Source organism: Streptomyces gilvus (assembly GCF_022513565.1).
In the GTDB taxonomy this organism is placed as follows: domain Bacteria; phylum Actinomycetota; class Actinomycetes; order Streptomycetales; family Streptomycetaceae; genus Streptomyces; species Streptomyces gilvus.
This window is the reverse complement of the sequence record NZ_JAKWBE010000036.1, coordinates 34,751-50,268: the sequence shown is the minus strand read 5'-3', so window position 1 is coordinate 50,268 and position 15,518 is coordinate 34,751. Positions and strand designations below refer to the sequence as shown.

The 15,518-nt window shown below is 69.3% G+C and carries 14 protein-coding genes and 1 pseudogene; 9 read left to right on the top strand and 6 right to left on the bottom strand.

Going from position 1 to position 15,518, the window contains the following annotated elements; translation table 11 throughout:
• Positions 1-11: 11 nt before the first annotated feature.
• The gene (locus MKW14_RS35890) at positions 12-854 is read right to left on the bottom strand and encodes a serine hydrolase domain-containing protein (protein WP_240870257.1); all 843 of its coding nucleotides are present in this window, start codon (positions 852-854) and stop codon (positions 12-14) included.
• 114 nt (positions 855-968) lie between these two features.
• Between MKW14_RS35890 and MKW14_RS35885 the strand changes: the two genes are divergently transcribed.
• Positions 969-1,439 carry a MerR family transcriptional regulator gene (locus tag MKW14_RS35885; protein WP_240870255.1) on the top strand — a complete coding sequence of 157 codons (471 nt, stop codon included), beginning with the start codon at positions 969-971 and terminating at the stop codon, positions 1,437-1,439.
• A complete protein-coding gene (locus MKW14_RS35880; RefSeq protein WP_240870254.1) occupies positions 1,436-2,452 on the top strand; it encodes an aldo/keto reductase in 1,017 nt (338 codons plus the stop codon). The genes MKW14_RS35885 and MKW14_RS35880 overlap by 4 nt, the downstream gene beginning before the upstream one ends.
• 1 nt (position 2,453) lies before the next feature.
• On the opposite strand, the gene MKW14_RS35875 is transcribed toward MKW14_RS35880, so the two are convergent.
• The 3 genes from MKW14_RS35875 to MKW14_RS35865 all read right to left on the bottom strand — a co-directional run bounded on the left by MKW14_RS35875 (position 2,454) and on the right by MKW14_RS35865 (position 5,298).
• Positions 2,454-3,305, bottom strand: coding sequence for a DUF4429 domain-containing protein (locus MKW14_RS35875; RefSeq protein WP_240870309.1), 852 nt, complete (start codon positions 3,303-3,305; stop codon positions 2,454-2,456).
• Between the two features lie 57 nt (positions 3,306-3,362).
• A complete protein-coding gene (locus MKW14_RS35870) occupies positions 3,363-4,580 on the bottom strand; it encodes an alpha/beta hydrolase (protein WP_240870253.1) in 1,218 nt (405 codons plus the stop codon).
• A gap of 91 nt (positions 4,581-4,671) precedes the next feature.
• Positions 4,672-5,298, bottom strand: coding sequence for a TetR/AcrR family transcriptional regulator (locus tag MKW14_RS35865; protein ID WP_240870251.1), 627 nt, complete (start codon positions 5,296-5,298; stop codon positions 4,672-4,674).
• A gap of 66 nt (positions 5,299-5,364) precedes the next feature.
• Here MKW14_RS35865 and MKW14_RS35860 point away from each other — a divergent pair.
• Together MKW14_RS35860 and MKW14_RS35855 are read left to right on the top strand one after the other, a co-directional pair.
• Positions 5,365-7,006, top strand: a pseudogene (locus tag MKW14_RS35860) (MFS transporter); the annotation flags it as partial.
• A 228-nt stretch (positions 7,007-7,234) separates the two neighbouring features.
• The gene (locus tag MKW14_RS35855) at positions 7,235-7,543 is read left to right on the top strand and encodes a small hydrophobic protein (protein ID WP_240870308.1); all 309 of its coding nucleotides are present in this window, start codon (positions 7,235-7,237) and stop codon (positions 7,541-7,543) included.
• Between the two features lie 265 nt (positions 7,544-7,808).
• Here MKW14_RS35855 and MKW14_RS35845 read toward each other — a convergent pair whose 3' ends face one another.
• Both MKW14_RS35845 and aceE read right to left on the bottom strand, forming a co-directional pair.
• Positions 7,809-8,579: a potassium channel family protein gene (locus MKW14_RS35845; protein WP_240870246.1), complete on the bottom strand. Its 771-nt coding sequence runs from the start codon at positions 8,577-8,579 to the stop codon at positions 7,809-7,811.
• Between the two features lie 90 nt (positions 8,580-8,669).
• Positions 8,670-11,417, bottom strand: a complete 2,748-nt coding sequence (gene aceE / locus MKW14_RS35840; protein ID WP_240870243.1) for a pyruvate dehydrogenase (acetyl-transferring), homodimeric type — start codon at positions 11,415-11,417, stop codon at positions 8,670-8,672.
• A gap of 364 nt (positions 11,418-11,781) precedes the next feature.
• Between aceE and MKW14_RS35835 the strand changes: the two genes are divergently transcribed.
• From MKW14_RS35835 to MKW14_RS35815, 5 genes are all read left to right on the top strand, one after another.
• Positions 11,782-12,213: a DUF3052 domain-containing protein gene (locus MKW14_RS35835; protein WP_133041255.1), complete on the top strand. Its 432-nt coding sequence runs from the start codon at positions 11,782-11,784 to the stop codon at positions 12,211-12,213.
• A gap of 109 nt (positions 12,214-12,322) precedes the next feature.
• Positions 12,323-12,781, top strand: coding sequence for a peroxiredoxin (locus MKW14_RS35830; RefSeq protein WP_240870241.1), 459 nt, complete (start codon positions 12,323-12,325; stop codon positions 12,779-12,781).
• Positions 12,782-12,893: 112 nt separating this feature from the next.
• On the top strand, positions 12,894-13,469 hold the full coding sequence (locus tag MKW14_RS35825) for a TerD family protein (RefSeq protein ID WP_240870240.1): 576 nt from the start codon (positions 12,894-12,896) through the stop codon (positions 13,467-13,469).
• Between the two features lie 117 nt (positions 13,470-13,586).
• On the top strand, positions 13,587-14,162 hold the full coding sequence (locus MKW14_RS35820; protein WP_240870239.1) for a TerD family protein: 576 nt from the start codon (positions 13,587-13,589) through the stop codon (positions 14,160-14,162).
• A gap of 133 nt (positions 14,163-14,295) precedes the next feature.
• On the top strand, positions 14,296-15,444 hold the full coding sequence (locus MKW14_RS35815; protein ID WP_240870237.1) for a DUF475 domain-containing protein: 1,149 nt from the start codon (positions 14,296-14,298) through the stop codon (positions 15,442-15,444).
• Positions 15,445-15,518: the final 74 nt, after the last annotated feature.

The following is a 15,518-nucleotide window of genomic DNA, read 5'->3' as shown; positions in this document are numbered from 1 at the left end:
CCCGCGGAAGCTCAGCGCGCCTCGGCCAGCACCGCGTCCGTGAAGGGCGGCCACGCCTCGATCGCCCACGGCCCGAACGCGCGATCCGTCAATGCGGCGCACGCGAGCCCTGTGCCGTTCCCGCCCGCCCACCCGGCGTCCGGGTCGATCCACAGGAACGTGCCGGACTGGCCGAAGTGGCCGAAGGTGCGCGGCGAGGACGAGGAGCCCGTCCAGTGCGGGGACTTGGAGTCGCGGATCTCGAAGCCGAGGCCCCAGTCGTTGGGGTTCTGGTGGCCGTAGCCCGGCAGCACGCCCTTGGTGCCCGGGTACTGGACGGTCATCGCCTGCGCGACCGTTCGGGGGTCGAGCAGGCGCGGCGCCTGGATCTCGGCGGCGAAGCGCAGGAGGTCCGCCACCGTCGACACGCCGTCCTTCGCCGGGGAGCCCTCCAGCGAGGTGGACGTCATGCCCAGCGGCTCCAGCACCGCCTGCCGCAGGTACTCGGCGAACGGGATGTCCGTGGCCTTGGCGATGTGGTCGCCCAGCTGCTCGAAACCGGCGTTGGAGTACAGCCGCCGCTCGCCGGGCGGGGCCGTCACGCGGTGCTCGTCGAAGGCGAGACCGGAGGTGTGCGCGAGCAGATGGCGTACGGTCGAGCCGGCCGGCCCGGCGGGCTCGTCGAACTCGATCGCGCCCTCCTCGTACGCGACGAGCGCGGCGTACGCCGCGAGCGGCTTGGTCACCGAGGCCAGCGGGAAACGCCGGTCGACGGGGCCGTGGGTGCCCAGGACCGTCCCGTCGGCCCGCACCACACCCGCCGCGGCGACGGGAACCGGCCAGTTTTCGATCAGCGCGAGGCTCTGCAAGGACATGCCGACGAGCCTAAGCCGCTTCCGCTTCCTGCTTCTCGTGGGGTCAGGCCGGCGGACGGTTTCTTACCGATTCCGCTTGCTTGGAGCGCACTCCAAGGCCATAGCGTTGAGGCCATGACGGTGATGGAGACCACCCCTACCAGGACCGACTCCTGCGGCGCCCCGCCCCATCCGCACCGGCGCCCGGAAGGCCAGGACAGCTACACCATCAGCGAGGTCGTCGCCTTCACCGGGCTGACCGCGCACACCCTGCGCTGGTACGAGCGCATCGGCCTGATGCCGCACGTCGACCGCTCGCACACCGGCCAGCGCCGGTACAGCAACCGCGACCTCGACTGGCTCGACCTCGTGGGCAAGCTCCGGCTCACCGGAATGCCGGTCGCCGACATGGTGCGGTACGCGGAGCTGGTGCGCGAGGGCGACCACACCTACGGCGAGCGGTTCGAGCTGCTGGAGGCGACGCGGCGGGACGTGCTGGCCCGGATCGCGGAGCTGCAGGACACGCTCGCGGTGCTGGACCGGAAGATCAGCTTCTACGCGGACGCGGAGCGCGTCCGTGCCTACGAGGGGGAGAAGGTTCGATGACCGACGGCAGGATTCCGACCGCACCGCTGGGCGCGAGCGGCCTCGAGGTCGGCGTACAGGGCCTCGGCTGCATGGGCATGAGCTTCGCCTACGGCCCCTCCGACGCGAAGGAGTCGCGCGCCACCCTGGAGCGGGCCCTGGAGCTGGGCGTCACGCTCTTCGACACGGCGGACGCCTACGGCCAGGGCGAGAACGAGAGGTTCCTCTCGCCGTTCTTCAAGGCCCACCGCGACCAGGTCGTCATCGCGACCAAGTTCGCCCTGTCGATCCCGCCGGACGACCCCACCCGCCGGATCGTCCGCAACGACCCGCCGTACATCCGCCAGGCCGTCGAGGCGAGCCTGAAGCGGCTGGACGTCGACGTCATCGACCTCTACTACATGCACCGGCGCGATGTGAACGTGCCGCTTGAGGAGAGCGTCGGCACCATGGCGGAGCTGGTGCGCGAGGGCAAGGTGAAGCACCTGGGGCTCAGCGAGGTCACCGCGGAGGAACTGCGCACCGCCCACGCCGTGCACCCGATCGCGGCCCTGCAGTCGGAGTGGTCCCTGTTCAGCCGGGACATCGAGGCGCAGGTGGTGCCCGCCGCCCGCGAACTGGGTGTGGCCCTGGTGCCGTACTCCCCGCTCGGCCGCGGCTTCCTCACCGGGGCCTTCACCAACGCCGACCAGGAGCTGAGCGCCGACGACTTCCGCCGTCAGCAGCCCCGCTTCACCGGGGAGAACGCGGCCGCCAACGCTGGCCTCCTGGAGCCGATCCGCGCCGTGGCCGACGCGCACGGCGCGTCGCTCGGGCAGGTGGCGCTCGCCTGGGTCCAGCAGCGGGCGGCGGTGCACGGCCTCCCCGTGATCCCCATCCCGGGCACCCGCAAGCCGGGCCGCGTGGAGGAGAACGCGCGGGCGGCGGCCATCGAGCTGACCGAGGACGAGCTGGCCCTGCTGGAGCCGATAGCGGCGAAGGTGGCGGGCGACCGGTACGCGGACATGACGTTCACCTCCGCCGGCCGGGAGTAGTTCACAGCTCCGCCAGCAGTTCCGCCTTCTTCGTGGAGAACTCCGCGTCCGTCACCAGGCCCGCCTGATGCAGCTCGCCCAGGTGACGGATGCGCTCCGCGATGTCGGCGGGGTCCCGGCGGGCCGGCGCCGCCGGCAGCGGCCCGCAGCTGCGGATCGCCGCCAGGACCGTCGCCGCGAACGGCAGCGACTCGTGCACCGGCCCGTATCCCAGGCCGAACACCACGGCCGCCGGATCCTGGTCGGGCTGCGCGGGCGCCTCGGCCCCGTCCCGCCGCAGCAGCCGGAGATGGCCTTCGAAGACCTCGGGGGAGCGCCACTCGACCCCGCTCAGAGCGGTGACCGGAAAGCTCTGGTCGCCCGCCTTCCACTTCGCCGAGGACGCGCCCGTCCAGAACCACCGGAAGTTCACGGTCTTGCCGTCGAAGGACGCCTTCGCGTCGTACGCCTTGAACTGCCTCGGCGCCTCGGGAGCGGCCACCAGGAAACGGTCGGCGGGCTCGGCATCGCCGCTCAGCGCGGACTTCAGCTCGTCGGCGTAGTACTCGGCGAGGGTCTCGCGCTCGCCGGGCAGCACCAGCCGGTAGGGGTCGCACCCCTCCTTCAGCTGTCCGGCCGCCGCCTCCAGCAGCGGGTCGGCCCCGGCCCGCAGCTCGGCCCGCAGCACGACCGTGCCCCGTCTGCCCGGGGCCAGCGTCACACCCGACACCGCCTCCAGCGGGATCCGCCGTTCCCCCAGCGCCTGGAAGAGCTTCGGTGTTCGCAGCCCCCGCTCGTAACGGATGAGCACGGAGTCGGACTCGAACTCCCAGGCGGCATGAAATCCGGCCAGTACGTCACCCATGCGGCTCATCGTATGCACGACCCGCTCCTTCGTCGCCACCCCGCGCAGACCGCAGTTTCTGCGGTGCTACGCGCGTTGGGCCGCCGCCGAGCCGGACAAACCCGCGCGGCACGCACCATCGTCGTGCGCACACCGCACCGAGCGGTACGCGCCAACGCCGATCTCCGCGAAGTTCAGCAGGCTGTCCGTGCCGGGCGCGAAATAGCCCGCGTGCCCCTTGGCGCGCTGCGCCGACAGCACCCGCGACCCGAACGCGGACGACACCGGGTCCGCCCCGTGCCCCAGGCCGCCGAGCTCCAGGTACGGCACGTCCTGGATCCAGTCCGTGGCGTCCCGCATCGCCCACACCTGGGCGGAGGTGTGCAGGTGGGCGGCCTTCTCCACGCGCATCCCGGGGCTTCCGGCCACCGCTATGTCGGCCACCCGGCGCGGCAGCGCGTGCGCGGCGACCCCGCACACCACCGAGCCGTAGCTGTGGCAGAACAGCGACACCGGCGCACGGCCGGGCAGGGCCCGCAGCAGGGCGTTCAGCCGTACCGCGCCCTCGGCCGCGCGCACGCCGGTCGCCGACTCGATGCCGAGTCCGGCGGGGGCCGTGTAGTCGGCCCAGGCGATCACGGCCGTCCGCGTGCCGGGGCTCGCCGACTGCTCGGCCGCGTACAGCGACTTCGCCATGCCGACCGGCGCCGAGTAGGGGCGGTAGGTCTTCTGGAAGGTGAGCAGGTCGGTGTCGACGCCGGGGACGACGACCGACACGCGCTGGGCGTGCTGCAGGTCGCCCAGCACCTCGGCGACGCGTCCGGAGGCCTCCGGGTCGAAGGCGAGGATCTGCCGGCCGGGGCTCATCAGCTGCTCGTAGCGGTGCATACGGCGGCCCGCCTCCTGCTGCCCGGCGGGCGTCAGGCGCGGGTCGTGCATGCGCTTCAGCTCGACCTTGCGCTGCCGGCCGAGCGCGAGGTGGTTGGCCTCGTAGCGCAGGGCGACGGGCGCGCCGTTCATGTTGCCGACCGCGAGCGGATAGCGGCGCACGAGGGCGGCGCTCTCCTGGGCGGTGAGCGAGGCGAAGAACCGGGACAGCCGCGCGGGGGTCGCGTCGGGGTCCGGCAGCCGGTGGCCGTGCAGGCGTCCGTGCTCCCACGAGGAGAGCGAGGCCTGCAGGGGGGTCTTCACGCCGTGGCTGCGCAGAGCGGTCCATCCGGTGGTCGCCAGCATCACGAACACCACGGACAGGGCCAGCAGTGCGCGCCAGACGTTCAGTTGCGGGGAGGTGTCGAAGGAAGTCACTGGGAGGACACACTAGGAGAACGAGAGGGTCTCGCGTGAGCCGAGTGACAGGTATCACGTTTCGATAAACGCACGACCACCTGATCGTGTCTCAGCGTGTCCGCCAGTTCTCGGTAAGTGCCGGTCCCACTTGTTCGAGGTACGACACCGTCAACGCGCGCATCTCCTCCAGACCGAAGTCCTCGCGAGCCACCCACTGCCGCTCGGTCACCCGCATCACCCCGCCGAACACCGCCACCGCCAGCCGCGGCCGCGGATCGGCGTCCACGTCCACGCCCTCCCGTTCGGCGAGCAGGCGCGCGAGGGTCTCCTCGATCTCCTCGCTGCGGCGCAGATGCGCGGCCAGCAGCACGGGCGTCGACTCGACGACCCGGTACAGCCGCAGGTACAGCTCCACCGGTACGACGGCCTCGATCACCTCGTGCAGGGTCGCCCAGCCCTGGAGCACCGACTGCCGCAGCGCCTCCATCGGCGCCTCGCCGGCCGGCCGCTCGCGGACCGCCTGGACGAACCGGGTCACCACCAGCCCCTGGAGGGCGAGCGCGGCCTCCTCCTTGCCGGCGAAGTAACGGAAGAAGGTGCGCTGGGAGACGTCGACGGCCTCGGCGATGTCGTCGACGGTGGTGCCCTCGTAGCCGCGGGTCGTGAACAGTTCGGCGGCGGCCCTGAGCAGGGCTTCCCGGGTGCGCTGCTTCTTGCGTTCGCGCAGTGTTTCCATGGGTGTCAGTTACCGGCTTCTGATTTGATTCGTCAACTGTCAGTGGCTGCCATTAGCCTCGAACGCATGACTAGTCAGACCATCGACACGACGGGGTCGGGGGGCGACGCGCCGGAGGTCCCGTCGGACGGGTCGCCGTCCTCGTCCGGACTCCGCGGCCATCCCTGGTTCACTCTCATCACGGTCGCGGTCGGCGTCATGATGGTGGCCCTGGACGGCACCATCGTGGCCATCGCCAACCCGGCCATCCAGAAGGACCTCGGCGCGAGCTTCGCCGACGTCCAGTGGATCACCAACGGCTACTTCCTCGCCCTCGCGGTCTCCCTGATCACCGCGGGCAAGCTCGGTGACCGCTTCGGCCACCGCCAGACATTCCTGATCGGCGTGACCGGCTTCGCCGCCGCCTCGGGCGCCATCGGCCTGTCGAACAGCATCGCCGCGGTCGTGACCTTCCGCGTGCTGCAGGGCCTGTTCGGCGCGCTGCTGATGCCGGCCGCGCTCGGCCTGCTGCGGGCCACCTTCCCGGCCGAGAAGCTCAACATGGCCATCGGCATCTGGGGCATGGTCATCGGCGCCTCCACCGCCGGCGGCCCGATCCTCGGCGGAGTGCTCGTCGAGCACGTCAACTGGCAGTCGGTGTTCTTCATCAACGTGCCGGTCGGCGCCATCGCGCTGGTGCTGGGCCTGCTGATCCTGCTCGACCACCGCGCGGAGAACGCGCCGCGCTCCTTCGACCTGCTCGGCATCGCGCTGCTCTCCGGCGCCATGTTCTGCCTGGTCTGGGCCCTGATCAAGGCGCCCACCTGGGGCTGGGGCGACGGCAAGACGTGGACGTTCATAGCCGTGTCCCTCGTCGGCTTCGCCCTCTTCTCCTTCTGGGAGACGAAGGTCAAGGAGCCGCTGATCCCGCTCGGCCTGTTCCGCTCGGTCCCGCTGTCCGCGGGTGTCGTGCTGATGGTGCTGATGGCCATCGCGTTCATGGGCGGCCTGTTCTTCGTGACGTTCTACCTGCAGAACGTCCACGGTATGAAGCCGATCGACGCCGGTCTCCATCTGCTCCCGCTCACCGGGATGATGATCGTCGGCTCGCCGCTCGCGGGCGCGCTGATCACCAAGCTGGGCCCGCGGATCCCGCTGGCGGGCGGCATGGCGGCCACCGCGATCGCGATGTACGGCATGTCGACGCTGAAGGTGGACACCGGCAGCGCCGTGATGTCCCTCTGGTTCGCGCTGCTCGGCCTCGGTCTCGCGCCGGTCATGGTCGGCGCGACGGAGGTCATCGTCGGCAACGCGCCCATGGAGCTGTCCGGTGTCGCCGGCGGTCTGCAGCAGGCCGCGATGCAGATCGGCGGCAGCCTCGGTACGGCGGTGCTGGGCGCCGTGATGGCCTCCAAGGTCGACGGCGACCTCGCGGGCAACTGGAAGGACGCCGGTCTGCCGCCGCTCACCCCGGCCCAGCTGGACCAGGCCTCCGAGGCGGTCCAGGTCGGTGTGGCGCCGGTGGCCAAGGGCACGCCGGAGACGATCGTCGCGAAGATCACGGACGTCGCGCACGACACCTTCATCTCCGGGATGAGCCTGGCGTCGCTCGTGGCCTGCGGTGTCGCGGTGGTCGCGGTCTTCGTCGCGCTGCTCACCAAGCGGGGCGCGAACGCGGACGCGGGCGCCGGAGTGGGCCACATCTGAGGGATCTGACGGATCTGACGGATCTGACGGATCTTCAAGGAACTTCCCCTATCAGGGTGAAGGGGCTAAAGATCCCTCGCTTCCGGTGCGCGCCGCAGGTCACAGTGGGTCAGGCCCTCCGGAGAGGGCGGACCGGTGCTGCGGCGCGCTGCCGGAGGGGGACAGCGCGCCGACAGCCCGATGATTAATCGCCGATCCGGGGGTACCCGCATGTTTGAACCCCGAACAGACCCCGGGGTTCAGGGAGTTGATGATGGCGGGCTTCGGACACGGAACGCGCAGGTACCCCCGGTCACGTAGCCGGACGTGGTCACGGACCGGGCCGGATCGCGCGACGCTCGGAATCATCGGAGTCATCTGCGCGGTCGCCGGGTTTTTCGTTCTGGGGATCATCCTCGGCCCCGTGGCGATCGTGTGTGGTTGGCTCGCCATGGGTCGCAGTTGGGCGGGCAGTCGCTCGATTCCGGCCCTGGTCGCCTTCGTACTGGGCGCCATTGACACGCTCCTGGCCATCGTGTGGTTGGCGGGAGCGGCCACCCCGGGCAACGGCTTGTTCTGACCCGGGGCAAGGTGAGGGAAGGGCCCCCGGCTGATGGACCGGGGGCCCGCCTCATGCGCGGGGTGATGCGAGGGGGCGTGGTCACGGACCCATCGCTGCGGATCTGGGGGAGTCCTGTTCGGGCTGGGCGGACATTACTCTCGGCCCCGTGGCGATCGTCTGTGGTTGGCTCGCCATGGCCCGCAGTTGGGCGGGCAGCCGCTTGATCCCGGCGGGCCCTGGGCGAACCGGGAGTGTCCCACGCGCGGGACCGGCTCGGGGGCGTTCAGAGGCGGGGGCTTGTCATGGGCGTGGGGTTGTCGTGGTCGCCCGACAGGTCGCGGAGGGCCGCTACCTCGGCTCTCAGGGCTCGGACTTCTTCCGTGAGGGATTCGATGGCCTGGGTCTGGCGTTGTTCCTCCGCGTCGTCCTTTTCGAAGCGGGCCAGGAACCAGGCGGCGATGTTCGCGGTCACCACACCCAGCAGCGCGATGCCGGAGAGCATCAGACCGACGGCGATCATGCGGCCCAGACCGGTGGTCGGGGCGTGGTCGCCGTACCCGACGGTCGTCATCGTCGTGAACGACCACCACAGCGCGTCACCCAGCGTCCGGATGTTCCCGTCCGGTGAGTCCCGTTCGACCGACAGCACGGCCAGCGAGCCGAACATCAGCAGCCCGACGACCGCCCCGCCGACGTACGTCGTCAGCCTGATCTGGTTGGCCATCCGCGCCCGCCGCCCCACCAGCATCAGCGTCGCGACCATGCGCAGCAGCCGCAGCGGCTGGAGGATCGGCAGCACGACCGCGCACAGGTCTATCCAGTGCCGGCGCACGAACTCCTTGCGGCGCCGGGCGAGCGCCAGCCGCGTCACATAGTCCCCGGCGAAGGCCCCCCACACCACCCACTCGACCACCGTGCACACCTGCGTCAGCGCATGCCCCGCCGAGTGGTCCACGATCGGCACGGCATACGCGACGGCGAACACGACGGCCAGCGCCAGCAGCGGCCGTTGGGTGAGGTGCTCCCAGCGCGCCTGCGCCGTTTCTTGCTCCATGCCCGCATCGTAAAGAAACCGGAAAGGAAACAGCGAAGGGCGGCGGGATCACAGTCCGCCGCCCTTCGACTCACCGACCCGCGGTCAGGGTCACGCGTCTCCGCCCGCCGCACCCGGATCCGCGGCCGACGCGTCCAGCAGCTGGTACCGGTCGATCGCCTGCTTGAGCACCGACCGGTCCACCTTCCCCTCCTTCGCCAGCTCCGTCAGCACCGCCACCACGATCGACTGCGCGTCGATGTGGAAGAACCGCCGCGCCGCACCCCGGGTGTCCGCGAAGCCGAACCCGTCGGCCCCCAGCGACTGGTACGTCCCCGGCACCCACCGCGCGATCTGGTCCGGCACCGACCGCATCCAGTCGGACACCGCCACGAACGGCCCCTGCGCCCCCGACAGCTTCTGCGTGACGTACGGCGTCCGCTGCTCCTCCTCGGGGTGCAGCAGGTTGTGCTCCTCCACCGCCACGGCCTCGCGCCGCAGCTCGTTCCAGGAGGTCGCCGACCACACGTCCGCCTTGACGTTCCACTCCTCGCCGAGGATCCGCTGTGCCTCCACCGCCCACGGAACGGCCACACCGGACGCGATCACCTGCGCCGGGATCGACCCCGAGGTGCCCTCGGAGAGCCGGTGGATGCCCTTGAGGATGCCCTCGACGTCCACGTCCGCCGGCTCGGCCGGGTGCTGGATGGGCTCGTTGTAGACGGTGAGGTAGTAGAAGACGTCCTCGCCGTGCGGATGCTCCTCGGATCCGCCGTACATCCGCCGCAGCCCGTCCTGCACGATGTACGCGATCTCGTACGAGTACGCCGGGTCGTACGCGACGCACGCCGGGTTCGTCGAGGCGAGCAGCTGCGAGTGGCCGTCCGCGTGCTGCAGACCCTCACCGGTCAGCGTCGTGCGCCCCGCGGTCGCGCCCAGCACGAAACCGCGCGCCAGCTGGTCGGCCATCTGCCAGAACTGGTCACCGGTGCGCTGGAAACCGAACATCGAGTAGAAGACGTAGACCGGGATCAGCGGCTCGCCGTGCGTCGCGTAGGCCGAGCCCGCCGCGACGAGGGAGGCGGTGCAGCCGGCCTCCGAGATGCCGTCGTGCAGCATCTGGCCGGTCGGCGACTCCTTGTACGCGAGCAGCAGATCGCGGTCCACCGCCTCGTACTGCTGGCCGAGCGGGTTGTAGATCTTCGCGCTCGGGAAGAAGGAGTCCATGCCGAACGTGCGGTACTCGTCCGGCGCGATCAGCACGAAGCGACGCCCCAGCTCCTTGTCCCGCATGAGGTCCTTGAGGAGACGGACGAAGGCCATGGTCGTCGCGATGGACTGCTGGCCCGAGCCCTTCTTCACGGTCGCGTACGCCTTGTCGTCCGGCAGCGCGAGCGGCTTGGCGCGCACGACACGCGTCGGGACGTACCCGCCGCACTGCTTGCGCTGGTCGTGCATGTACTGGATCTCTTCCGAGTTCCGGCCCGGGTGGTAGTACGGCGGCGCGCCGGACTCCAGCTCCTTGTCGGAGATCGGCAGGTGCAGCCGGTCACGGAAGCGCTTGAGGTCGTCGACCGTCAGCTTCTTCATCTGGTGGGTGGCGTTGCGGCCCTCGAAGTTGGGGCCCAGCGTCCAGCCCTTGATGGTCTTGGCGAGGATGACCGTGGGCTGGCCCTTGTGCTCGGTGGCCGCCTTGAACGCCGCGTAGATCTTGCGGTGGTCGTGCCCGCCGCGCCCCAGGTGCAGGATCTGGTCGTCGGTCATGTTCTCGACCATCGCGCGCAGCCGCTGGTCGTCACCGAAGAAGTGCTCGCGGATGTACGCGCCGGACTCGGTGGCGTACGTCTGGAACTGGCCGTCCGGCGTGGTGTTCATCTTGTTGACGAGGATGCCGTCGCGGTCCTGCGCGAGCAGCGGGTCCCAGGAGCGGTCCCAGATCAGCTTGATGACGTTCCAGCCGGCGCCCCGGAAGACCGACTCCAGCTCCTGGATGATCTTGCCGTTGCCGCGCACCGGGCCGTCGAGGCGCTGCAGGTTGCAGTTGACGACGAAGGTCAGGTTGTCCAGGCCCTCGCGGGCGGCGATGGACAACTGGCCGAGCGACTCCGGCTCGTCCATCTCGCCGTCGCCGAGGAAGGCCCACACGTGCGACTTCGACGTGTCGGCGATCCCGCGCGCCTGCATGTAGCGGTTCATCCGCGCCTGGTAGATCGCGCCGATCGGGCCGAGGCCCATCGACACCGTCGGGAACTCCCAGAAGTCCGGCATCGAGCGCGGGTGCGGGTAGGAGGACAGGCCGTTGGGGGCCTTCGACTTCTCCTGGCGGAAGCCGTCCAGCTGCTCCTCGCTGAGCCGGTCGAGCAGGTACGCGCGCGCGTAGATGCCGGGGGAGGCGTGGCCCTGGAAGAAGACCTGGTCGCCGCCGAGACCGTCGTCCTTGCCCCGGAAGAAGTGGTTGAAGCCGACGTCGTAGAGGGACGCGGAGGAGGCGAACGTGGCGATGTGACCGCCGACCCCGATGCCGGGTCGCTGGGCGCGGGAGACCATCACCGCGGCGTTCCAGCGGGTCGCGTTGAGGACCTTGCGCTCGATCTCCTCGTTGCCCGGGAAGAACGGCTCGGCCTTGGTCGGGATCGTGTTCACGTAGTCCGTGCTGCGCATCTCGGGCACGGCCACGCGCTTCTCGCGGGCCCGCTCGATCAGCCGCAGCATCAGGTAGCGGGCCCGCTCACGGCCCCGCTCGTCGACGGCGGCGTCGAGGGAGTCGAGCCACTCCTGGGTCTCCTCGGGATCGAAGTCAGGAACCTGACTCGGAAGGCCGCCAATGATGATCGGGTTGCGATCGGATCCGGAAGCCACGCTGTTCCTTACCTGTCAGAGGGCTGCTGAGGGCAGCTTTTGAGCTGCTTTTCGGTGTGTCTGCACCGTTCCCCATCGTGTACCTCGGGAAAGCAAACGTCATCTCTACTGAGAGGTAATCGAGATCCGTCTCAGGAGTCCCGGGTTCCCAATGCCGCAAAGCGGGCACAACGGTGTGGTGCAGGTCACTGACGACGTGGGCGTCGTGCCTGGAGTTGCGGTGACACGGCCAGGAACGTCACCGTTTCGGCGGTCTGAACGGCCGGGTACTTGCGCGATCCGCCCCGCCCGTGTGGACTACGGCCAATGCCTCGCGCACGCGCGTGGCTGAGACATACCCAAAAACAAGATCAGGAGGCAACCCGTGAGCGCGACCGCGGACCACGCGGAGACGAGCCCTGCCGTGAGGCTGGGGTTCCAGCCCGAGCAGGTGGTCCAGGAGATCGGCTACGACGACGACGTAGACCAGGAACTCCGCGAGGCCATTGAGGAAGTCATCGGCAGTGACCTGGTGGACGAGGACTACGACGACGTCGCCGATGCCGTGGTGCTCTGGTTCCGCGACGACGACGGCGACCTGACCGATGCGCTGGTGGACGCCACCACGTACATCGAAGAAGGCGGGTCGATCCTGCTCCTGACGCCGAAGACCGGCCGGGACGGATACGTCGAGCCGAGCGACATCTCCGAAGCCGCGACGACGGCGGGGCTGTCCGCCTCCAAGAGCGTCAGCGTGGGCAAGGACTGGAGCGGCAGCCGGCTGGTGACGCCGAAGGCGGCCAAGTCCAAGAAGTAGCCACCCACGGACGGGCCGGGCGTCGTACTCGGCCCGTCCACCGGCCTCCGGTGATCGCTGCGTAGGGTGGACGTCACCCGAACAGCCCACCGAAAGGGACGGAACCCCGATGGCGATCCAGGTCGGCGACAAGGCCCCCGACTTCGAGCTCAAGGACAACCACGGCGCCACCGTGAAGCTCTCCGACTTCCATGGCGAGAAGAACGTGGTCCTGCTCTTCTACCCCTTCGCCTTCACCGGTGTGTGCACCGGCGAGCTGTGCGAGGTGCGCGACAACCTGCCGCAGTTCTCCGACCGCGACACCCAGGTGCTCGCCGTCTCCAACGACTCCATCCACACCCTGCGCGTCTTCGCCGAGCAGGAGGGCCTGGAGTACCCGCTGCTCAGCGACTTCTGGCCGCACGGCGAGGTCTCGCGCGCGTACGGCGTCTTCGCCGAGGACAAGGGCTGCGCGGTGCGCGGCACCTTCGTCATCGACAAGGACGGCGTGGTCCGCTGGACCGTCGTCAACGCCCTCCCCGACGCCCGTGACCTGAACGAGTACGTCAAGGCCCTCGACACCCTGTGATTCTTCGGTGGCAAGCCATGCGTACGGCGGGAACCCGTCACTAGGATCGATTCGTTGATCCGATGTCAAACGCACGGCGGGGCTCCCCGCCCTGGAAACCAATGGAGGACTCGTGGGAGTCAGCCTCAGCAAGGGCGGCAACGTATCGCTGACCAAGGAGGCCCCGGGCCTGACCGCGGTGCTCGTCGGTCTGGGCTGGGACGTCCGGACGACGACCGGTACCGACTTCGACCTGGACGCCAGCGCGCTGCTGCTGAACAGTGCCGGCAAGGTCGCCAGCGACCAGAACTTCGTCTTCTTCAACAACCTCAAGAGCCCCGACGGCTCGGTCGAGCACACCGGTGACAACCTCACCGGTGAGGGCGAGGGCGACGACGAGGTCATCAAGGTCAACCTCGCGGGCGTGCCGGCCGACGTCGACAAGATCGTGTTCCCGGTGTCGATCTACGACGCCGAGAACCGCCAGCAGTCCTTCGGCCAGGTCCGCAACGCGTTCATCCGCGTCGTCAACCAGGCCGGCGGACAGGAGATCGCCCGGTACGACCTGAGTGAGGACGCCTCCACCGAGACGGCCATGGTCTTCGGCGAGCTGTACCGCAACGGCGCGGAGTGGAAGTTCCGCGCCATCGGCCAGGGCTACGCCTCCGGCCTGCGCGGCATCGCCCAGGACTTCGGCGTCAACGTCTGAGACGCGCCTTGCCCGCCCGGCGCCGCGCCGTCTGCGCGCGGCGCCTGGGGGGTGCCCCCTCTGGGGGAGCGCAGGACAAGCAGCAGAGAAGCACCGACTCGGGGAGGGACCAGCATCATGGGCGTCACGCTCGCCAAGGGGGGCAACGTCTCCCTGTCCAAGGCCGCGCCGAACCTGACCCAGGTGATGATCGGGCTGGGCTGGGACGCGCGTTCCACCACCGGCGCCGACTTCGACCTGGACGCCAGCGCCCTGCTGTGCAGCGGGGGACGGGTGCTGGGCGACGAGTGGTTCGTGTTCTACAACCAGCTCAAGAGCCCGGACGGCTCGGTGGAGCACACCGGCGACAACCTCACCGGTGAGGGCGAGGGCGACGACGAGTCGATCCTGGTCGACCTAGCCAAGGTGCCGGCCCAGTGCGACAAGATCGTCTTCCCGGTCTCGATCCACATGGCGGACGAGCGCGGCCAGACCTTCGGCCAGGTCTCCAACGCCTTCATCCGGGTCGTCAACCAGGCCGACGGACAGGAACTGGCCCGCTACGACCTCAGCGAGGACGCCGGCACGGAAACGGCCATGATCTTCGGCGAGGTCTACCGCTACCAGGGCGAGTGGAAGTTCCGTGCGGTCGGTCAGGGGTACGCGTCGGGGCTCAGGGGAATCGCTCTAGACTTCGGAGTCAACGTCTCGTAAAGCCGAGTACGGCGCGGGGGAGCGGGCCCCGCCCCTACGGCCCTGTGGCTTCTCCCTCTAGACTCCGTGGTCAACAGTGAGTAAAGCCGGGTACGGCACGGGGGAAACCCGTACACACACGATTGGGTAGCCAGTGCTTCTGAAAACCTTCGGCTGGTCGTTCGCGATTACCGCGCTCGGCCTGGTCGCCGCGGTCTTCTACGGGGGGTGGGAGGCATTCGGCATCGTGGCGATCCTCGCCGTCCTCGAGATCTCCCTGTCGTTCGACAACGCCGTGGTCAACGCCGGGATCCTGAAGAAGATGAACGCCTTCTGGCAGAAGATCTTCCTCACGGTCGGCGTGCTCATCGCCGTGTTCGGCATGCGGCTGGTCTTCCCCGTCGTCATCGTCGCGGTCACCGCCAAGATGGGCCCCATCGAGGCCGTCGACCTCGCGCTGAACAACAAGGACCGCTACCAGCAGCTGGTCACCGACGCCCACCCGGCGATCGCCGCGTTCGGCGGGATGTTCCTGCTGATGATCTTCCTCGACTTCATCTTCGAGGACCGCGACATCCAGTGGCTGCGCTGGATCGAGCGCCCGCTGGCCAAGCTCGGCAAGGTCGACATGCTGGCGGTCTGCATCGCCCTGATCGTCCTGCTGATCACCTCCTTCACCTTCGCCGCCCACGCCCACCAGCACGGCGGCGGCCACGTCGACAAGGCGCAGACCGTCCTCATCGCCGGCATCGCCGGACTGATCACCTACATGATCGTCGGCGGTCTGTCCGGCTTCTTCGAGGACCGCCTGGAGGCGGAGGAGGAACGCGAGCACGAGGAGGAGGAAGAGGCCGAGCGCACCGGGAAGAAGAAACCGGCCATCGTCCTCGCCGGCCAGGCCGCCTTCTTCATGTTCCTGTACCTGGAAGTGCTCGACGCCTCCTTCTCCTTCGACGGTGTCATCGGCGCCTTCGCCATCACCAACGACATCGTGCTGATGGCGCTGGGTCTGGGCATCGGCGCGATGTACGTCCGCTCGCTGACCGTCTACCTGGTCCGCCAGGGCACCCTCGACGACTACGTCTACCTGGAGCACGGCGCGCACTACGCGATCGGCGCGCTGGCCGTGATCCTCATGGTCACCATCCAGTACCAGATCAACGAGGTCATCACCGGCCTCGTCGGCGTCGTCCTGATCGGCTGGTCCTTCTGGTCCTCCGTGCGCCGCAACCAGAAACTGGCGGCCGCCGAGGGAAAAGGGACGGGCTCGGACGAGAAGGCTGAGATCTCCTCCGGGGTGTGACACACCCGCGGGTGAGGGAACGCTCTGAGCGGGGCGGCCGGGCCTCCGGCCGCCCCGCCGGTCGTCGGGGTGAC